The sequence below is a fragment of the Agrobacterium sp. El2ro-1b genome (assembly GCF_048298475.1).
GTDB classification, from domain to species: domain Bacteria; phylum Pseudomonadota; class Alphaproteobacteria; order Rhizobiales; family Rhizobiaceae; genus Agrobacterium; species Agrobacterium fabrum.
In genome coordinates, this window is the sequence record NZ_CP103459.1 from 459,809 (window position 1) to 479,438 (window position 19,630).

A 19,630-nucleotide genomic window follows, 5' to 3' on the forward strand; every position below is an offset into this window, starting at 1 on the left:
GAGATTATGTCTGGTAAACGCGAGGGGAACGCAGATGGTTCCCCCTTTTTTTGTCAGGCGGCAGCGGCCGTCAGTTCCTTGCGGACCATCTCGCGCAGCGTCACCAGATCCTTGGCGAACAGGCGGATGCCTTCGGAAAGCTTCTCGGTTGCCATCGCGTCTTCGTTCATCGCCCAGCGGAACGCCTTTTCATCGAGCGACTGCAGCGGCTCGGCCTTGACATTGTCAGGCGAAAGCTTGCGCTCGAGCTTGCCATTGTCCTTGTCCAGCTCCTCGAGCAGCGCCGGGCTGATCGTCAGGCGGTCACAACCGGCCAGCGCTTCGATTTCGCCGACATTGCGGAAGGAAGCGCCCATGACAACGGTGCCGATGCCATTGGCCTTGTAATAATTGTAGATGCTGCGCACCGAAACAACGCCCGGATCGGTCTCGGCGGTGTAGGTCTCGCCGGTCGACTTCTTGTACCAGTCGAGGATACGGCCGACGAAGGGCGAGATAAGGAAAGCCTTGGCTTCGGCGCAGGCAATGGCCTGTGCCTGGGAGAACAGCAGCGTCAGGTTGCAGTCAATGCCTTCGGACTGCAGAACTTCGGCAGCCTTGATGCCTTCCCATGTGGAGGCAAGCTTGATGAGGATGCGTTCACGCTCGATGCCGCGCTCCTTGTAGGAGGCGATGATGTGGCGTGCCTTGGTGATGGAAGCCTGCGTGTCGAAGGACAGGTCGGCATCGACTTCGGTCGACACACGGCCGGGAACGAGACCGGCAAGGGCTGCACCGACGGAAATCGCCAGACGGTCTGCAACGGCGGCAACGACGGCGTCGGACTGGCCGCCCTGCTTCCTGCCCCATGCAACAGCCTCCTTCACCGCATCGGCAAAGGCCGGTGTGCCGAGTGCTTTGAGAACGATGGTCGGGTTGGTGGTGCAATCCACCGGCTTCAGGCGTGCTACCGCCTCGATGTCGCCGGTATCGGCAACGACCGTGGTGATGGCGCGAAGTTGTTCGAGTTTGGACGTCATGGCGAATGATCCTTCATGATCTCTGGTAAACTTGCTCAGCCGTCTTTTCGTTCCCGCACCAGGGGTGCGCCCAAGGCCGAAATCACGGTTCTGTCCGGCTCCGACTATCGCAAGCGGCTTGGCCGAAAGTCAAGACATTTGCGCATCGCAATTGACATAAGTTTCATGCCTGCGATACTCGACCGCACATTAGGAATGGCGAAAACCGTGGCGAAACTGAGAAGAGAGACCCATACGACCTATTCGGAAGCGGCTTCGCTGAGGCTGCGCGCGGCATGGCTCTATTATAACCAGGGCATGACGCAGAAGGATGTCGCCGAAAGACTGGGGATCAGCCGCTCCACTGTCATCCGCCTGCTCGACGAGGCGATGAAACGCTCCGAAGTGCAAATCTGGATCAATGAGGGTATTGAGGATTTCGTCTCGCTGGCCGGCCAGCTGGAGGCATCCTACGGACTGGACGAAGCCGTCATCATTCCCTCGCCCGGCCCATCTCCCGCCAGCCCATCCACCGCTAGCAAGACAAGCGCGGAAGGCACCGCCAAGGCCGTCGGCCTCGCACTCGGGCAGTTCCTCTCCGAAGTGGTGCCGAACGGCGCCACCATCGGCGTCGGCTGGGGGCGCACCATGACCGCCTCGCTCTCCAGCTTCCGCCCGCCGCGCCGGGAAAACTGCAAGGTCGTCTCACTGCTCGGCGGTATCGTCGCCGTGCACCAGACCAATCCACTCGATTACACCTGGCGGCTGGCAAGCGCGCTCGGGGCGGAATGTTACATGTTCCTCGCGCCGCTTTTGGTGGATTCCGTTGAGACCAAACGGGCGCTGATCGAAAAATGCGGGCTGGCGACGCTTTACGATCTCGCCGAGACGCTCGATCTCGCCATCGTTTCCTGCGGCGATATCGGCCCGCATTCCACCTCGCTGTCGGAAGGTTTCATCTCCAGGGAGACGCTGCGCGAACTCGTCGATGCCGGTTGCGTCTGCGACACCATGTTCAACTTCATCGATGCCGAAGGCCGCTCTGTCGATCATCCGATCAATCAGCGTGCCATGGCGATCGATCTCGACACGCTGCGCAAGGCCAAACACATCGTGCTCGCCTCCGGCGGCGCCCACCGCGCCATCGCCATCCGCGCCACGATCAAGCGCATCGGCTGCAATACGCTGATCACCGACGAGGCCGCGGCGCGGGCTTTGATGGAACTGGTTTAAGCGTCTTCGGCTCATTCGGCGCGGTCCCCACGAGCGTCTCTTGCGTCGGCTCTCCACCCCTCCCTCATTCCTGTGCTTGTCACAGGAATCCAGTCGCCTTGCGTCTGCATGGCGGGAAGAGTTCTTTCAGCCCAAAGACTTGGGCTGGCTGGATCCCTGTGACAAGCACAGGGATGAGGAATAGAGGGGATAGCCGATCCTCAGCATCACGCCTTCCCCGTTTCCCATCCCAGCATCGCCCGCTTGCGCGTCAGGCCCCAGTGATATCCAGTCAACGCACCGCTTTTGCCGACCGCACGGTGGCAGGGAACAACGAACGAGACCGGGTTTGCCCCGACTGCGGCACCCACGGCGCGGGATGCGGTGGGCTGGCCGATGTCGCAGGCAATGTGCGAATAGGTGACGGCGCGGCCCATCGGGATTTTCAGGAGGCTTTCCCAGACCCGCACCTGAAAATCCGTGCCGAGCAAAACCACACGCAGCGGCTTGTCCGCCGTCCACAGGGAAGAATCGAAGATGCGCGCGGCGTAGGGCGCGGTCGCTTCGCGATCCTCGACGTAATCCGCATTTGGCCAGCGGCCGGCCATATCCTCGAAACAGGCTCTTTCCTCGCCCGGATCGGCAAAGGCGCAGCCGGCAAGGCCGCGATCGGTGATCATGACCAGCGCAAGCCCGAAGGGTGAGGCGTGAAAACCGTAACGGATCGTCAGCCCGCCGCCTTTCGCCTTCCATTCGCCGGGCGACATGGCCTCATGGGTAACGAACAGATCATGCAGGCGGCCAGGCCCGGACATGCCAACCTCGATCGATGTTTCTAGCAGCGGCAGGTCCTCTTCGCGCAGCAGCCGCTTGGCATGATCGAGCGTCACGGCCTGCAGGAAGGCCTTCGGCGAAAGACCGGCCCAGCGGGTAAAAGTCTTCTGCAATTGCGTCGGCGACTGGCCGAGCCTGGCGGCGATGGCTTCAAGGGAGGGTTGCTCGCGATAATCCAGCGTCAAAAGCTCGATAACCCCGCGCACCGTATCGTAATCCGAGCCGATGGGGGTGATGTCTTCGTTCAGCATGATATTGGCGTTCATCGCATGTCTCCTAACGGGTAAGAGAAAACCACTAAAGCGCGCCGGTCTCCACCCGTTTCTTGCGCGGCATCACGATACACAAGGAATGTTCGTTAGCCGGAACACCCACTCACCCTCATTGCTGTGCTCGTCACAGGAATCCAGCGGACACGCGCCCGCGTGGCGAAGGACTCTTCTCAGCCCAAAGACTTGGGCTGGCTGGATCCCTGTGACGAGCACAGCGATGGAGGAAGGAGATCACCGCGCCGCGACACTTCCTAACCCACTCACATCCGCCGCCGCACCGTCGCCAGCGCGCCGCCGAAGGCTTTGGCAAAACTTTCGCGATCATCCGGGTTCAGGAACGAGCCGATATCGGTCGCCCGGCCCTCACCCGTCACATGCATGGAAACGATGCCGATCTCGTCATGCCGTCTCACCCGGAAGCGCGCCCAGAACGGATTGAAACGATATTCCACCACGCGCCCGGCGGGTGAGAATTTGCGGATCGACAGGTTGGTGCGCGACACGCTGACCTCTTCCCGCGCTTTCGCCGCCCGGTAATTGGCGCGGAAGGCGATATAAAGCAGCAGGAAATCTAGCCCGAAAAACAGGCCGATAGGCCACGCACCTGTCGCGAGGAAAAAGCCGCCATAGATGAGGCAGGCAAATCCGGTGAGGATGAGAAGCAGCCGGAAACCCCTTCGGCCAAGCGAGCGGTGCGGAACGAGTTCCGCCGCGAAAATCGGCTGGTCGTTGAGCGTATCCACGTTGCTTTCCTTTGGCCGCGCTGGCTATAGATAGTGCATGACAGTCGCCAAGAAACGATCCAGCACCCAAACATTGAAAAAGTCAATTCCGGCGCAGCGGCGCAAAGCAGCGCGGGTGAAAACGGCCTATTCGAAGGACGAACTCACCGAAATCTTCCGCCGTTTTTCCATCCAGCGGCCGGAGCCGAAAGGCGAGCTGGAACACACCAATCCCTTCACCCTGCTGGTCGCCGTGGCGCTTTCCGCGCAGGCGACCGATGTCGGCGTGAACCGGGCGACCCGCGCCCTGTTCAAGGTGGCCGATACGCCGGAAAAAATGCTGGCGCTCGGCGAAGAACAGCTGATCGGCCATATCAAAACCATCGGCCTTTATCGCAACAAGGCAAAAAACGTCATCGCGCTATCGCAGATGCTGATCGACAATTTCGGCGGCGAGGTGCCGAAAACCCGCGAGGAGCTGGTAACCCTGCCCGGTGTTGGCCGCAAGACTGCCAATGTGGTGATGTCGATGGCCTTCGGCGTGCCGACGCTTGCAGTGGACACACATGTGTTCCGTATTGCCAACCGGCTCTGTCTTGCGCCCGGCAAAACCACTGACGAGGTAGAAGACCGGCTGGTCCGCATCATCCCCGAACATTATCTGTTCCATGCGCATCACTGGCTGATCCTGCATGGGCGTTATTGCTGCAAGGCGCGCAAGCCGGAATGCGAGCGCTGCGTGATTGCCGATATCTGCAAATCCCCGGAAAAGACCTTCGATATCCCAGCCCCGCTGGTGGAACTACCCGCGCAGCTGTTCGGTGCCGCCGGCGGCGAATGACGGATCGCGCCGGCTGACGGCCTTGTGCAGATGCACCATCAGCGAGGCGGCGAAAAGCGGCGTCAAAAGGTTGAGGAACGGCACCGCCAGGAATGCCGCAATCACCAACCCGGCCATGAACACCGTGGTGCGGTGTTTCACCCGGAACAACCGGGCGTCAGCAGGCGAGCGGAAACGCATGGCCGCGAACTCGAAAAATTCCCGGCCCAGCAGATAACCGTTCACCAGAAAAAACGCGATGAGATTGACGCCCGGCACCAGCAGCAGCAAAAGTGCTATGAGGTTGCCGGCAATGACGACGCCGAAAAACTTGATCGATGACAGCACGGCTTCGCCGATCGGCATTGCCTTGCCGGGCGGGTCATCCGGGTAGTTCTGTTTTTCCACCACGTCGGCGACATCATCAAGAAACAGGCCGGCGATGACGGCCGTGACCGGCGAAATGAGCAGCGCCAGCGCCAAGGCAAGCCCGATGCCGGCGAAAATGGCGAAAACAAAGCTCAGCCAGCCGGCCCAATCGGGCACGCCGGGGATGAGCGTGTCGATCCAGGGCAAAGCGAAATAGATGAAGATGGAGCGAATGGCGAACCAAAGCGCCGCCAACACCAGCAGCGTCAGCCCCAGCACCTTCCAGAATACCGACCGGGTTTCGGCGGCAAAGAGATTGCCAAATGCCAGCCGCGCCGCATCAAATATCATTCGGAACTCCCTTGACGCCTGTGGCGTTGAAACTCTTTCAACACCGAGATAGGCGCTGGCCGTTCACTCCGCAAGACAGGGCGTGACGCCCGCTGGGGGGAGTTAAACCGCAAATGGAATTTCCCTTGAATAAAAGGTAGCTCTAAAATATAATAAACCATCTACGATAATTCGCATTCCGGTCCGGTGGAGGACATGGCCGGGAAAGCTCGTCCCCACCGTCAAATCGTGGTTCGCACGCTTGCACGGGCGCGCGAATGCATCACCGTTCAATAATTATAAAATAAAAGAGGCGTTGGTGGAAAAGCTGCTGTTGAACCTGACGCGCGCCATGAAGGCAGGCACCCCTTCCGAGCGCAAGATTGCCAAATATCTGATCGAACATCTGGACGAGTTGCCGTTTGAAACGGCACAGACGCTGGCCGCCAAGCTCAGCCTCAGCCCGATGACGGTCGGCCGTTTCCTGCGTTCTCTGGGATACCGGCAATTCAGCGATATCCGTGCCGACCTGCGCCACGCGGAAGAAACCGTCGGCGCAGACCAGCCGGTGACGGCCGAAGGCGGCGAACGGCATTCCAATCCGTTCTCACAGCTTCTGTCGCAGCAGATCCAGGCGATCCAGACCGCCTTCGACATGACCACCCAGACGATCTGGCGTCTTGCCATGAACGAGATCACCTCGGCGGACGATGTCTGTCTGGCGACCTCTCCGGAAGGCCTTGATGCCGGCCGGCATTTTTACGGGCGGCTTTTAGAGTGCCGTGGCCATATTCACTACCTTGGCAGCGACAATGCCGCCTATGTCGCCCTGTGGGATTACGACCCCGCACGCACGTTGCTCGTCATCATGGATTGCGGCGGCAACCTCTTGCCCCTGCAGCGCCTGTCCGCCACGGCTCGCAAGGGCGGTTACAGGACACTTCTGATCACCACCCGTTTTTACGAATGGGGACCGGAAAGCGTCGATCTCTGTCTTGCCATGCCGCAGAGCCAGAATGGCGGCCAGGGCCTGCTGCAACTGGTCTCCCTGCTGGAATTCACCCTTTGCGCGCTGAGCGCCGGGGCGGACGACGCCGGAAAGGCCCGGGTGAAGAACCTAGCAGCCCTGAAGCGCTCACTGCGCAGCTGATTGCGCTTGGTGGGCGATAGGATCGAGCAGCCACCACTTGTTTCTTCTCCCCGCCGGGGAGAAGTCCGCGGCAGCGAGATGAGGGGGCGAGGGTCGAGATATCCTGCAACGTTGCCCCCTCATCCGGCCCTTCGGGCCACCTTCTCCCCCTCGGGGAGAAGAAACGCGCGGCACCCGTAAGCCGAAATTCCACGCTGAAAACTCAAAGACTTTCCAGTTCCTGGCGATGCCGGTACATGGCGAGGAAACGGCGATAATCGCGCTCGTAATGCGCCGTCAGCGCCGGATTTCCCGAGATTTCCGCATTGCCCGGATACATGGCGGCCCCTGCCGCCGCCAGGCTCGCATGCACACCGCCGGCCGTCGCCGCCGTCATCGCGGTGCCGAGCAGCACCGCATCGGCGGTCGCGGGAACAACGATGCGCTTGCCCGTCACATCGGCGTAAAGCTCCATCAACAGCGGGTTCTTCACATGCCCGCCGGTAACATGCAGCGTTTCCACCGCATAACCGAAACGCTCCATGGCATCGAGCACGTGGCGCGCGCCGAGCGCGATCGCGACCGCGGTGCGCCAATAAAGACGGCAGAGACTGTCGAACGAGGTGTCGAGCGTCAGCCCGCTGATGACGCCCACCGCATGCGGATCGGCAAGCGGCGAACGGTTGCCGTGGAAGTCAGGCAGAACATGCAGCCGGTCCGCAAAGGTCTCTCCCTCCAGTTCGCGCAATTCAGTGACGCGCGCAACGATGCGGGCATGCAACGCCGTATCCGGCTCGCCACCCGCCGCATGCATGCGCACGATATGGTCGAGCAGCGCGCCGGTAGCCGATTGCCCACCCTCCACCAGCCAGTGGCCAGGCAGCACCGCCTGCCAGTAGGGTCCCCACAGGCTGCGGCCGGGCATCGGCTGCGCGGACATGGCGACAAGGCAACTCGACGTGCCCGCTATCAGCGCGACATGTTTACCGACATCCTCGGCAAGGCATCCACCCAGAGCCCCGAGCGCACCGGCATAGGCATCGATCATGCCTGCCGCCACCTGGCAGCCGGTATCGAGGCCGAGTTCTGCGGCGGCCTCCGGCGAAAGCGGGCCGATGGCGCCGCCCGGCATGACAGTGGTTTCAGGCAGGCCTGCCCGCTGCTTCAGGTCGGCAAGCCCCGCAAATTCCAGATAATCTGCCTGCCAGCCGGGACGTTCCTGGGCCAGGAAGTTCCATTTTGCCGTCTGCGTGCAATTGGAGCGCTGTGGCGAACCGGTCGCCTTCCAGGTCAGGAAATCCGCGAGATCGAAGGCTAAAGACATGCGCGCCCAGCTTTGCGGCATATGCGCCTTCAGCCACATCAGCTTCGGCATCTGCATTTCCGGCGACACACTGTTACCGGCGAAATCGAGCACCCGATGGCCCGAGGCCGTCAGCCGGTCGGCCTCGCCGATGGCGCGGTGGTCAAGCCAGACGATGGTGTCGAAACGGTCGTCACCGGTCGTGGAAACCGAAACCGGCTCACCCTGTCCATCGCGGATAACTAGCGAGCAGGTGGCGTCGAAACCAATGGCGGCAATGCTTTGCGGCAGCACGCCGGCATCGGCAAGCGCCGCCTTCACGGCAATGCAGACGGCATTCCATATATCGGTGGAATCGTGCTCGGCGTGGTTTTCACGAGGCCGCTGCATGAGGATGGGATGAATGGAACGCGCGAGCAGCCGGCCGGCCGGATCGAAAATCCCGGCCCGGGCGCTCGCCGTACCGACATCGACAGCGACGAGATTTTGACGCATCAAGACTGCAATTCCATCCCTGGCGGAGCGACCCGGCGGCGGCAGGCAAGATCAGCTTCAGCCTGCGTCACGTACCACCTGGCCGTCAAAACCGCCCCTCCCCACATAGCTGCCGACAAGTTGGACCAAATCCGGCATCGCGTCAAACACGGCATCTGCCCTGAGACCAGCGATCTTTTCACGGAAGGCGGGGAAGCGTGCATGCGATCCGCCGGTGAAGGCAAAAACGCCCATGCCGGCCGCTTTTGCGGCGGCAATGCCGGCCGGGCTGTCCTCAATCACGATGCACTGACGCGGCTCGACGCCCATAGAGCGCGCCGCATGCAGGAAGAGATCGGGCGCCGGCTTGCCGTTCTTCACCATGGTGGCGCTGAAGACATGTGGCTCGAATTTATCGATCAGGCCGGTCAGCCCCAGCGAATAACGGATGCGTTCCGGCTGGCTGGATGACGCGACACAGCGCTTCAACGGCAGAAGCCGGTCAAGTGTCTCGGCAATACCGTCGATCGGCTTCAATTCGGTGCGGAAGCGCTCGAACAATGTCGCCCGCATATGGTCTAGAAAATCGATGTCGGTTTCGACACCGTACTCCTCGAACAGGGTCGTCGTCATGCTGGCGACGCTGCGGCCGAGAAAGCGCTCATAAGCCTCTTCCTCCCCCATCGTCACACCGAGATGGGAGAGCATGTCGAGAAGCACTGTAATCGAGACCGGCTCGCTGTCGACAAGAACGCCGTCGCAATCGAAAATCAGCAGAGGTCCGGTCCCGTCTCGCATCTCACGTCACTTTTCAGCCAGCTTGTCATCCAGATAAAGCTGCAAGGTGTTCGCTGTGCCTTCTTGCCACAGCGTCTTCAATGCATGGGCGAAGCGTTTACGGAAAAGCGCCGATTCGGCAACCTCCCCGAAGATGTCGTCGAGGGTAAGGAAGGCCACCGGGTCGTCCTTGGCCTTGATGGCGGCCGCCTGCAGCCGCTCGGCGCTGGCATCGTTGAAGGTGATTTCTTTGCCACTGTCCGACGTGCCGTAGAAATAACGGCACCACAGCGCCGAAACCAGCGACAGCCCGACGATATCCTCGCCGCGCGACAGGCGGTCGGCGGTGGAGGGCAGGATGAATTTCGGCTGGCGGTTGGAGCCGTCCTGCGCGAGGCGCGGAATGGTATCGCCAATCTTCGGGTTGAGGAAACGCCGCTCGATGAGGCCGAAATAATCGTTGAGGTCGGTGTCAGGTACCGGCGGAATGACCGGGATGATCTCGTCCTTTTCGAGCTTGGCCAGAAACGCCCGGATCAGCGGATGCTCCATGGCCTCATGCACGAAATGAATGTCGAGCAACGCTGCCGGATAGGCAATTGCAGCATGGCCGCCATTCAGGATGCGGATCTTCATGTGCTCGTAGGGCGCAACATCCTTGACGAACTGAACGCCCGCTTTTTCGAGCGCCGGACGGCCTGCGGGGAAATTATCCTCCATCACCCATTGCTTGAACTCCTCGCAGAAGACCGGCCAATTATCCTCGATGCCGAAATCGTCACGGGCAATATTGCGTTCACGCTCACCGGTAGCGGGCGTGATGCGGTCAACCATGGAATTCGGAAAGGCGACATTTTCGCCGATCCAGTTGGCGAAGGCCGGGTCGGAGAGCGCCGCCAGCCCGACCACCGCGTTTTTCGTGACTTTGCCATTGTGGGGGATGTTGTCGCAGGACATGACGGTGAAGGGCTGCAGGCCCTTATCGCGCCGCGCCTTCAACCCGGCAACGATGAAGCCGAACACGGTTTTCGGAGCGGACGGGTTCCTGCCATCCTCGGCAATTGCCGGATGCTGCGGATTGAAGGAGCCGGAGGCATCGATGAAATAACCGCCCTCGGTAATCGTCATCGAGACGATACGGATCTTCGGGTCGGCAAGCGTGTCGACGATGGCCTGGGTATCGCCAACCTTCAGAATGTCGATCATCGGCCCGGTGACGCGCGCGCCGGTGCGATTATTGTCCTGCTCCACGACAGTGGTCAGGAAATCCTGTGCGGCAAGTTTTTCGCGCATCGTGGCATCGGAGGGTAGGACGCCGGCGCCGATGATCGCGAAGTCGTGGTCCGCACCGGTGTTGAACAGGTCATCAAGATAAACCGCCTGATGGGCGCGGTGGAAATTGCCAACGCCGAAATGCACGATGCCGGCGGACAGATCGTTCCTGGAATAGGCCGGAACCGCCGCCGTCTTTCTGGCTTCGTCAAGCGTTGCGAGGGAGAGTTTGCATGTCATGTCACGATCCTCGAAGGGGAAACGTTGGTCGTGCAGATCGCCCTCTTGCCGGGCAATCGGCCTGTCGGAGCACCGCCCGGCCCCGTAAGGCAATCAGGCGGCAGAGCTTTCGGAGTTGCCTCCCCCTAGATCGCGATGCCCTTGTCATCGAACCTGTGGATTTTGGTCTCATCGGGCGTGATGAACACGGTATCGCCGTGCCTGCATTCGAACTCGCCATCGGTCCTTGCGGTGATCGGCCCGATGCCTGATACCTCGAGATGCAGGAAGGTATCCGATCCGAGATGTTCGGCAACAGTGACCTTGCCCTGCCACAGCCCGGTTTCCTTCGACAGCACCAGATGCTCCGGCCGCACGCCGGCGGTGGTCGCACCCTTTTGGCGGGCAAAGTCGCCGGTGATGAGGTTCATGCGCGGTGAGCCGATGAAGCCGGCGACGAAGAGGTTGCGCGGTGTCTTGTAAAGCTGCATCGGCGAGCCGACCTGCTCGATATTGCCGCGGTTGAGGACCACGATCTTGTCGGCCATGGTCATGGCTTCCACCTGATCGTGGGTGACGTAGATCATCGTCGTCTTCAGCGTGTTGTGCAGCTCGGAAATTTCCAGCCGCATGGTGCCGCGCAAAGCCGCATCGAGGTTGGAGAGCGGCTCGTCGAACAGGAAGGCTTTCGGTTCGCGCACGATGGCGCGGCCGATGGCAACGCGCTGGCGCTGGCCGCCCGACAGCTGCGAGGGCCGGCGCTCCAGATAATCGGTGAGGTTCAGCACCCGGGCGGCGTCTTCGACCTTCTTGTCGATCACCGCCTTTTCGAGCTTGGCCATCTTCAGCGGGAAGGCGATGTTGTTGCGCACACTCATATGCGGATAAAGCGCATAGGACTGGAACACCATGGCAAGGCCACGCTCGGCCGGGGCCTTTTCGGTGGCGTCATTGCCGTCGATGACGATTTTGCCACCGGAGACGTCTTCCAGCCCGGCAATCAGCCGCAGAAGCGTGGACTTGCCGCAGCCGGAGGGGCCGACGAAGACGACGAATTCGCCATCGTTGATATCGAGATCGATCGACGGGATGACTTTCGCCTCACCGAAGAGCTTGGACACGTTCTGAAGGGAAATGCTGCCCATGTTTGTCGTTCCTTATTTCACGGCGCCGAAGGTCAGGCCACGCACGAGTTGTTTCTGCGAGAACCAGCCGATGACGAGAATGGGGGCGATCGCCATCATCGAGGCGGCCGAGAGTTTTGCCCAGAACAGCCCCTGCGGACTTGAGAAGGAGGCGATGAAGGCCGTCAGCGGCGCTGCATTGGTGGTCGTCAGCCGGATCGTCCAGAAGGATTCGTTCCAGGCGAGGATGACGTTCAGAAGCAGCGTCGAGGCAATGCCCGGCACCGCCATCGGGGTCAGCACATGCACGATCTCGTTCCAGAGCGATGCGCCATCCATGCGGGCTGCCTCGAGTATCTCGCCGGGGATTTCCCGGAAATAGGTATAGAGCATCCACACCACGATCGGCAGGTTGATGAAGGTGAGCATGATGGTGAGCCCAATGCGGCTATCGAGCAGGCCGGCATTGCGGAAGATCAGGTAGATCGGCACCAGGACCGCCACCCCCGGCATCATCTTGGTGGAGAGCATCCACATCAAAATGTCCTTGGTGCGTTTGGTCGGCGAGAACGCCATCGCCCAGGCGGCGGGAATGGCGATGATCAGCGCGATGATCGTCGAGCCGAGCGACAGCACGACCGAGTTCATGAACGGCTTGAAGTAATCGCGCTGGGTCTGGACGGTGATGTAGTTTTCGAGCGTACCCGATGGCAGGAGGCTGAAGCCTGCGATCGCCTCCGGCTCGGTCTTGATCGAGGTGAGGAAGGCATAAAGGATCGGGAAGAACAGCAGGAGCGCCACGGCCCAGGCCGCGATGGAAAAGCCGATCTTTGCGCGAGTGGTTGTCTTGCGGGCCATGATCGGTTCTCCTTAACGGTCCAGATTCTTGCCGACGGCGCGCATCAGGAAGATGGCGACGATATTGGCGAGCACGACGGCGATGATGCCACCGGCCGATGCGCCGCCGACGTCGTAGCCTAAAAGTGCGGTGCGATAGATGAGGAAGGCAAGGTTGGTGGAGGCATAACCCGGTCCGCCATTGGTGGTGACGAGGATTTCCGCGTAGACGCCAAGCAGGAAGATCGTCTGGATCAGGATGACGACGGTGATGGCGCGGGCAAGATGCGGCAGGGTCAGATAGATGAAGCGGTTGACGAAGTTGGCGCCATCCATCTCGGCGGCTTCCTTCTGCTCGCCATCGAGCGATTGCAGGGCGGTGAGCAGGATCAGCGTCGCGAACGGCAGCCATTGCCAGGCGACGATGATGATGATCGACAGCAGCGGAAACTGCGCAAACCAGTCGACCGGTTGCAGGCCGAAGAAACGCGAGAGATCGGCAAGCACGCCGTAACCGGGATGCATGATCATGTTCTTCCACACCAATGCGGCGACAGGCGGCATGACGAAGAAGGGCGAGATGATCATGATGCGCACGATGCCCTGACCGAAAATGTCATTGTCGAGAAGCAGCGCAATGGCGATGCCACCGACGACGGTGATCAGGAGCACGCCGCCGACGATCAAAAGCGTGTTCCAAATCGACTGGAAGAAGGCCGGGTCGGTGTAGAAATACTGGTAATTGAAGAGGCCCGCAAAGCTGACATTGGCGGGGTTGAGGAGATTGTAGTTCTGGAACGAGAACCACAGGGTCATCGCCAAGGGCACGATCATCCACACCAGAAGCAGCAGCACCGAAGGCGCAAGCATCACCCGCGCTAACCCGCTCGTGTTTCGTGTTGCCATTACACTAACCTCCCCTTGGGCGCGGGCGTCATGAGATGCGCCCGGCATATCCGGAAGAACCGGCTCATTCCTGATTTAATTTGAAAGGCTTAAAGGCCGCCGCGCAGCTCGCGGCTTGCGCCCCCAAGGTTCGCTGCCCGGCACATGGGCCGGACAGCGATCTTCGGGAGGATTACTTGATGTAACCGGCGCGGGTCATTTCGCGCGTTGCCGTCGACTGGGCGCTGGCAAGCGCATCATCGACGCTGGACTGACCGGCGACGACCGCCGAGAACAGCTGACCGACCGTGGTGCCGAGCGCCTGGAATTCAGGGATCGCCACGAACTGCCCGCCGGTGTAAGGCACGGGCTTTACGGTCGGCTTGGTAATGTCGGCGGCATCCATGGCGGCAAGCGTGGGCTTGGCGAAGGCGGCAGCCTTTTCATAGTCGGCATTCTTGTAAAGCGAGGTGCGGGTACCCGGAGGCACGTTTGCCCAGCCTTCCTTGGCAGCAACGAGCTGGGTATATTCCTTGCTGGTTGCCCAGGAGATGAACTTTTCAGCCGCTTCCGCCTTCTGAGAGCTCTTCGGGATGGCAAGGTTCCAGGACCACAACCAGTTGCCATGGTTCTTCAACTCGCCATGCGTCGGGAAGAGCGCATAACCGACCTTGTCGGCAACGGTCGAATCCTTCGGGTTTGACACGAAGGAGGCAGCGACCGTGGCATCGATCCACATACCGCATTTGCCCTGCTGGAATAGCGTCAGATTTTCGTTGAAGCCGTTGGAGGAAGCACCGGACGGGCCGGCATCCTTCATCAGATCCACGTAAAACTGCAACGCGCTCTTCCATTCCGGCTGATCGAACTGCGGCTTCCAGTTCTCATCGAACCAGCGGCCACCGAAGGAGTTGGTAAGCGCGCTGATAAACGCCATGTTCTCGCCCCAGCCGGCCTTGCCGCGCAGGCACATGCCGTTAATATCGGCCTTGCGGTCGGTGATCTTGCGGGCCGCATCGCCGATGAATTCCCAGGTCGGGTTTTCAGGCATCTTCAGACCGGCTTTTTCAAACAGATCCTTGCGATACATGATCATGGCGGATTCGCCGTAGAAGGGCGCCGCATAAAGCTTGCCTTCGGCGGAAAGACCGCCGCGGATCGCCGGCAGGATGTCATCCACATCGTATTTGTCGCCGAGCTTTTCGAGCGGCAGCAGCCAGCCCTGCTTGGCCCAGATCGGCACTTCATAGTTGCCGATGGTCATGATGTCGTACTGGCCGCCATTGGTGGCGATATCGGTCGTCACGCGCTCACGCAGGACGTTTTCTTCAAGCGTCACCCATTCGACCTTGATGTCGGGGTTCTTGGTGGTGAAGTCGGAGGTCAGACCCTGCATGCGGATCATGTCGCCGTTATTCACGGTCGCAATGGTCAGCGTTTCGGCAGAAGCAAGGGTCGTAAAGGCGAGTGCCGAGCATGCGCCCAGCAAAATTGTCTTCAATGTCATATCTTCCTCCCAGAAGAAATTTATGAGCATTCGCTTTGCTCTGGGGCATTTACTCACTGACAGCCCAAAAATGTCAAGCAACATCCTGTGCTGCGGCGCACATGGAAAAATCAAGCCATTGATTTTGATCAATTAATTTTTGCTCAATGGGTGAGCAAATATTCACTTGTCGCTTCATCGGTGATGAGGCCGTTCAACAGACCGCCCCTCAGCGCCGCCAGAATCGAGGCGTTCTTGCGCGCCCCCTGCGCCATGCCGATGACGGTGCAGGTCTCTCTCGAAGGAATGGGAACGGAAGCGACGCGCTCATTGACGGAGTGCTCAAGGATGTGGCCATTGGCATCATACATCCAGCCGCAAATCTCGCCGACCGCACCGCTCGCCATCAGCGCCTTCATCTCATCGACCCCGAGGAAACCATCAACGCAGAGCGGCGCGTTTTCGCCGAGTTCACCGACGCCGACGAAGGTGACATTGGCGGCCGCCCCCAGCGCCAGCGTCGAACGCACCATGGATTGATCATGCAGCAGTTCGCGCTCCTCCGCCGAAGAGCACAGGACCGGCAGCGGCATCGGAAAATGCCGCGCCTTGATGGCATCAGCCATACTGAAGATGACGTTGTAATAGGCCGCCGAGCCATCCGGCCCGATATTGCCTGTCAGTGACACGATGCGATGCTGCGGACACTCCATCGGCGGCAGTTGATCCACGGCGGCCTTGAGTGTGCGGCCGGTGCCGATGGCGAGTACGATCGGATCGGCATTTTTCAGCCAGCGCTCGATTTCCGCCGCCCCGGCCTCGGCAATGCCAACTGTGGAGGAACCGCCGGCCGGATCGCTCGGCACCACTTCAATATATTTAAGGCGGAACTTCTCTTTCAGACGTTCGGCCTTTTCGAGACAGGCGGCGATGGGGTGATCAAGCCGAACCTTGATCAGCCGCTCGGCGACGGCCAGCGACACCAGCCGCTGCGCCGACTGCCGGGATATGCCCATGGCAGCGGCGATCTCATCCTGCGTGCGGCCGGCGACATAATAAAGCCAGCCGGCGCGTGCCGCATCGTCCAGCCGTCCATGTGCGTCGTTCCGTCTGGCCATGCCGCCGCCCTCTAAGAATTATGCTCGAGCATTTGCTGGCATTTTTTTGTGTTGGCTGTCAAACGGCGGGATGTGGAAGTGGGCGTTCGGTGGATTAAATCATCCAGCTCGGCGGGGCGGCATATTTCTTTTCTCCACCGGGGAGAAGGTGGCCCGGAGGGTCGGATGAGGGGGCTAGCTCGCGGTTTATTACTGCCCTCGCCCCCTCATCCCGCTGCCGCGGACTTCCCCCCGGCGGGGAGAAGAAACAAGCGGTGACCGCTCGGTCCCTCGAGAGAGCTCAGCCCGAAGCCAGCACCCTCATTCAAGCCGCTTCCTGCACCAGATGCCCGGCGGACACCTCGCGGTAATGACGTTGCGGCGGAACGTAATCCACCGGACGGATCGGGCTCTTGATCTCATCCGTCGCCATGTTGCGCCTGATCTGGCGTCGGGCCGGATCCGGCACCGGAACGGCCGACATGAGCTTTTTCGTATAGGCGTGCTGCGGATTATCGAAGACGGCGGCGCGGGGGCCGATCTCCACGATCTCACCGAGATACATCACCGCGACGCGGTGGCTGACACGCTCCACCACCGCCATATCGTGGGAAATGAACAGGAAGGCAAGGTTGAGGCTCTGTTGCAGGTCGAGCAGCAGGTTACAGACCTGCGCCTTGATAGAGACATCGAGCGCCGAAACCGCCTCGTCGGCCACGATGACCTTGGGGTCGAGCATTAGCGAGCGGGCAATGGCGATGCGCTGGCGCTGACCGCCGGAAAATTCATGCGGGAAGCGCCGCATCATATCCGGGCTGAGGCCAACCTTCTCCATCAGGTCCGCCGCCTTTTCACGGGCCTGTGCCTTCGGTCCAAGCCGGTGCTCGATGAAGGGCTCCATGATCGCCGTGCCAATGCTCATACGCGGATCGAGGCTGGCGAAGGGGTCCTGAAAGATCATCTGCACGCTGCGGCGCATGGTACGCAACGTCGTCTTGTCGAGTTTCATCACCTCGTAACCGTCGAGAGTGACATTGCCGGAGGTCGGCTCGATCAGCCGGGTGATCGACCGCCCGGTGGTGGACTTGCCGCAGCCCGATTCACCAACCAGCGATAACGTCTCGCCTTCAGCCAGATCGAAGGAGACTTTCTCTACCGCATGCACAGCACCGGACTTGCGACCGAGAAGACCGGAGCGGATATCGAAGCGGGTCGTCAGGTCCTGCACCGAAAGAATCGGCGTGCGACCACCGGAAACCGTGTTCCTGACCTCTTCGACCGGCTGGCTTTCGCCGGTCTTGATATCGATGATCGGGAAACGCGCGGGCAGCACCCGCTCCTTCATCGAACCGAGTTTCGGCACAGCCGACAGCAGAGCGCGGGTGTAAGGATGCTGGCCGCGATGAAATATGTCATCCGTCGTGCCGGTTTCAACCACATCGCCGCGGAACATGACGATGGTGCGATCCGCCACCTCCGCCACCACGCCCATATCATGGGTGATGAAAAGGACCGACATGCCCTCCTCCTCCTGCAATTGCTTGATGAGGTCGAGAATCTGGCCCTGAATGGTGACGTCGAGCGCCGTCGTCGGCTCGTCCGCAATCAGGAGCTTGGGCTTGGAGGCAAGCGCCATGGCAATCATCACGCGCTGGCGCATGCCGCCGGAAAACTGGTGCGGATAGTCATCGAAACGGCTCGCCGCATTGGGAATGCGGACTTTTTCCAGAAGACGGATGACCTCGGCCTTTGCGGCGGATGACGAGATACCCTGGTGCACTGTCAGCGCTTCAGCAATCTGCTTGCCGATCGGAAAGATCGGGTTAAGACTGGTCATCGGTTCCTGGAAGATCATCGAAATGTCCTTGCCGCGAACCTTGCGCATCTCCTCTTCCGGAAGGGCCAGCAGATCGCGCCCGCCGAGCATGACCTTGCCCTCAATGCGGCTCGTTTTCTTATCGAGAAGCCGCACGATGGACAGCGACGTCACGCTTTTGCCCGAGCCGCTTTCACCGACAATCGCGACCGTCTCGCGCGGCGCAATGTCGAAACTCATATTGCGGACCACCGATTTCCAGCCGCCATCAACGCGGAAGGACGTGGTGAGATTTTGAACCGAAAGAATCGGGCTTACCGAACCGCCGGTCTGTTCCATGGACGTTGCCGCCAAAAGCATGCCGATCTCCTGAAAAGCGAAAGGCGGCCATCAAGGCCGCCGGATGTCTTACGCAGCAAGCGCGGTTTCGGCCATCGAAACCCAGTAGCTGATACCGTAAGGCAGAGCCTCGTCGTTGAAGTCGTAGGCGGCATTGTGCAGCCCGGCCGTGTCGCCGTTACCGATGAAGATGAAGGCGCCGGGGCGGGCTTCCAGCATATAGGAAAAATCCTCCGCCCCCATATGCGGGTTGGGATTGGTGTTGACGGCATTGGCACCGGCCACGCCCATCGCTACACCGGTCGCAAATTCGGTTTCGTCTGCATGGTTGAAGGTGACGGGATAACCGCGATGGTATTTCACCTCCACGGTCGCACCATGTGCCATGGCGGTGGCGGCCGCCACTTCCTTCAGGCGCTTTTCGGCGAAATCACGGGTTTCCGGCAAAAGAGTGCGCACCGTGCCTGTCAGCGTCACCGAACCCGGAATGACATTGACCGCCGTGCCGCCATGAGTGGTAGCAACGGTGACGACGAGCGATTTCAACGGATCCGTTTCCCGCGAGACGATGGATTGCAGGGCGATAATAATATGCGCCGACGTCAGTACCGGGTCGATGGAAAGATGCGGTGCGGCTGCATGGCTGCCCTTGCCGGTGACGACGATTTCAAAGCTGTCGGCCGCCGCCATGGTGGAACCCTTGCGAATTGCGAATTGGCCGACCGGAATGCCCGGCTCGTTATGCATGCCATAGACCTGCGAAATGCGGAATTTTTCCATCATGCCGTCGTTCAACATGGCAAGAGCGCCAGCACCGCCCTCTTCGGCCGGCTGGAAAATGACCGCGACGGAACCCTTGAAATTGCGGGTCTCTGCCAGATATTGCGCCGCGCCCAGAAGCATGGCGGTGTGCCCGTCATGGCCGCAGGAATGGGCCTTGCCCGGCGTCTTAGATGCCCATGGCTTGCCGCTGGTCTCGAGGATCGGCAGCGCGTCCATGTCGGAGCGGAAACCAATGGTCGGGCCATCCCCGTGACGGCCCCTGATGATGCCGACCACACCGGTCTTGCCGATGCCGGTCTCGACCACATCGCAGCCAAAGGATTTCAGTTTTTCGGCCACGAATTTCGATGTTTCGAAGACATCATAAAGCAGTTCCGGGTGCTCATGCAGGTGGCGCCTCCAGCCAGCCACGTCTTCCTGCATTTGAGCCACACGGTTCAATATCGGCATTCTCTTTTTCCCTTTTTTTGTTCCCCGCCGGGTTGTCGGAAAACATATTGCATTTGGAATTTCCTCTTTTGCAAGCGTGAAA

The 19,630-nt window shown here is 60.4% G+C and carries 17 protein-coding genes; 3 read left to right on the forward strand and 14 right to left on the reverse strand.

The window, feature by feature from the left end; genetic code table 11:
- Window positions 1-53: 53 nt before the first annotated feature.
- Window positions 54-1,019: a transaldolase gene (gene tal, locus NYR50_RS16375; RefSeq protein ID WP_092733062.1), complete on the reverse strand. Its 966-nt coding sequence runs from the start codon at window positions 1,017-1,019 to the stop codon at window positions 54-56.
- Window positions 1,020-1,214: 195 nt separating this feature from the next.
- On the opposite strand from tal, the gene NYR50_RS16380 reads away from it, so the two are divergent.
- Window positions 1,215-2,231: a sugar-binding transcriptional regulator gene (locus tag NYR50_RS16380; RefSeq protein ID WP_418138263.1), complete on the forward strand. Its 1,017-nt coding sequence runs from the start codon at window positions 1,215-1,217 to the stop codon at window positions 2,229-2,231.
- Between the two features lie 206 nt (window positions 2,232-2,437).
- On the opposite strand, the gene NYR50_RS16385 is transcribed toward NYR50_RS16380, so the two are convergent.
- Together NYR50_RS16385 and NYR50_RS16390 are read right to left on the reverse strand one after the other, a co-directional pair.
- The gene (locus tag NYR50_RS16385; protein ID WP_418137632.1) at window positions 2,438-3,310 is read right to left on the reverse strand and encodes a methylated-DNA--[protein]-cysteine S-methyltransferase; all 873 of its coding nucleotides are present in this window, start codon (window positions 3,308-3,310) and stop codon (window positions 2,438-2,440) included.
- Between the two features lie 266 nt (window positions 3,311-3,576).
- On the reverse strand, window positions 3,577-4,059 hold the full coding sequence (locus NYR50_RS16390) for a DUF2244 domain-containing protein (RefSeq protein ID WP_174011879.1): 483 nt from the start codon (window positions 4,057-4,059) through the stop codon (window positions 3,577-3,579).
- Between the two features lie 37 nt (window positions 4,060-4,096).
- On the opposite strand from NYR50_RS16390, the gene nth reads away from it, so the two are divergent.
- Entirely contained in the window at window positions 4,097-4,879 is a 783-nt protein-coding gene (gene nth / locus NYR50_RS16395) for an endonuclease III (protein WP_174011877.1), read from the forward strand.
- Here nth and NYR50_RS16400 read toward each other — a convergent pair.
- Window positions 4,841-5,578, reverse strand: coding sequence for a sulfate transporter family protein (locus tag NYR50_RS16400; RefSeq protein ID WP_174011875.1), 738 nt, complete (start codon window positions 5,576-5,578; stop codon window positions 4,841-4,843). The two genes, nth and NYR50_RS16400, sit on opposite strands and share 39 nt — an antisense overlap.
- 295 nt (window positions 5,579-5,873) lie before the next feature.
- On the opposite strand from NYR50_RS16400, the gene NYR50_RS16405 reads away from it, so the two are divergent.
- Window positions 5,874-6,707 (forward strand): MurR/RpiR family transcriptional regulator, encoded by an 834-nt coding sequence (locus NYR50_RS16405; RefSeq protein WP_418137633.1) that lies wholly within the window; start codon window positions 5,874-5,876, stop codon window positions 6,705-6,707.
- A 202-nt stretch (window positions 6,708-6,909) separates the two neighbouring features.
- On the opposite strand, the gene NYR50_RS16410 is transcribed toward NYR50_RS16405, so the two are convergent.
- From NYR50_RS16410 to NYR50_RS16455, 10 genes are all read right to left on the reverse strand, one after another.
- Window positions 6,910-8,484: an FGGY-family carbohydrate kinase gene (locus NYR50_RS16410; RefSeq protein WP_418137634.1), complete on the reverse strand. Its 1,575-nt coding sequence runs from the start codon at window positions 8,482-8,484 to the stop codon at window positions 6,910-6,912.
- 57 nt (window positions 8,485-8,541) lie between these two features.
- A complete protein-coding gene (locus tag NYR50_RS16415) occupies window positions 8,542-9,261 on the reverse strand; it encodes an HAD family hydrolase (RefSeq protein WP_418137635.1) in 720 nt (239 codons plus the stop codon).
- Window positions 9,262-9,267: 6 nt separating this feature from the next.
- Complete coding sequence (locus tag NYR50_RS16420) at window positions 9,268-10,752, reverse strand: mannitol dehydrogenase family protein (protein WP_174011867.1); 1,485 nt, start codon at window positions 10,750-10,752, stop codon at window positions 9,268-9,270.
- 125 nt (window positions 10,753-10,877) lie between these two features.
- Window positions 10,878-11,876, reverse strand: a complete 999-nt coding sequence (locus NYR50_RS16425; protein ID WP_418137636.1) for an ABC transporter ATP-binding protein — start codon at window positions 11,874-11,876, stop codon at window positions 10,878-10,880.
- Between the two features lie 12 nt (window positions 11,877-11,888).
- Window positions 11,889-12,713, reverse strand: a complete 825-nt coding sequence (locus tag NYR50_RS16430) for a carbohydrate ABC transporter permease (protein WP_121691137.1) — start codon at window positions 12,711-12,713, stop codon at window positions 11,889-11,891.
- Window positions 12,714-12,725: 12 nt separating this feature from the next.
- Window positions 12,726-13,598 (reverse strand): carbohydrate ABC transporter permease, encoded by an 873-nt coding sequence (locus tag NYR50_RS16435; RefSeq protein ID WP_010972813.1) that lies wholly within the window; start codon window positions 13,596-13,598, stop codon window positions 12,726-12,728.
- A 172-nt stretch (window positions 13,599-13,770) separates the two neighbouring features.
- Window positions 13,771-15,084: an ABC transporter substrate-binding protein gene (locus NYR50_RS16440; RefSeq protein ID WP_418137637.1), complete on the reverse strand. Its 1,314-nt coding sequence runs from the start codon at window positions 15,082-15,084 to the stop codon at window positions 13,771-13,773.
- A gap of 143 nt (window positions 15,085-15,227) precedes the next feature.
- Window positions 15,228-16,181, reverse strand: coding sequence for a sugar-binding transcriptional regulator (locus NYR50_RS16445; protein WP_174011839.1), 954 nt, complete (start codon window positions 16,179-16,181; stop codon window positions 15,228-15,230).
- A gap of 304 nt (window positions 16,182-16,485) precedes the next feature.
- A complete protein-coding gene (locus NYR50_RS16450; RefSeq protein WP_418137638.1) occupies window positions 16,486-18,336 on the reverse strand; it encodes an ABC transporter ATP-binding protein in 1,851 nt (616 codons plus the stop codon).
- Window positions 18,337-18,384: 48 nt separating this feature from the next.
- Window positions 18,385-19,548 carry a M20 aminoacylase family protein gene (locus NYR50_RS16455; RefSeq protein WP_418137639.1) on the reverse strand — a complete coding sequence of 388 codons (1,164 nt, stop codon included), beginning with the start codon at window positions 19,546-19,548 and terminating at the stop codon, window positions 18,385-18,387.
- Between the last annotated feature and the right edge of the window lie 82 nt (window positions 19,549-19,630).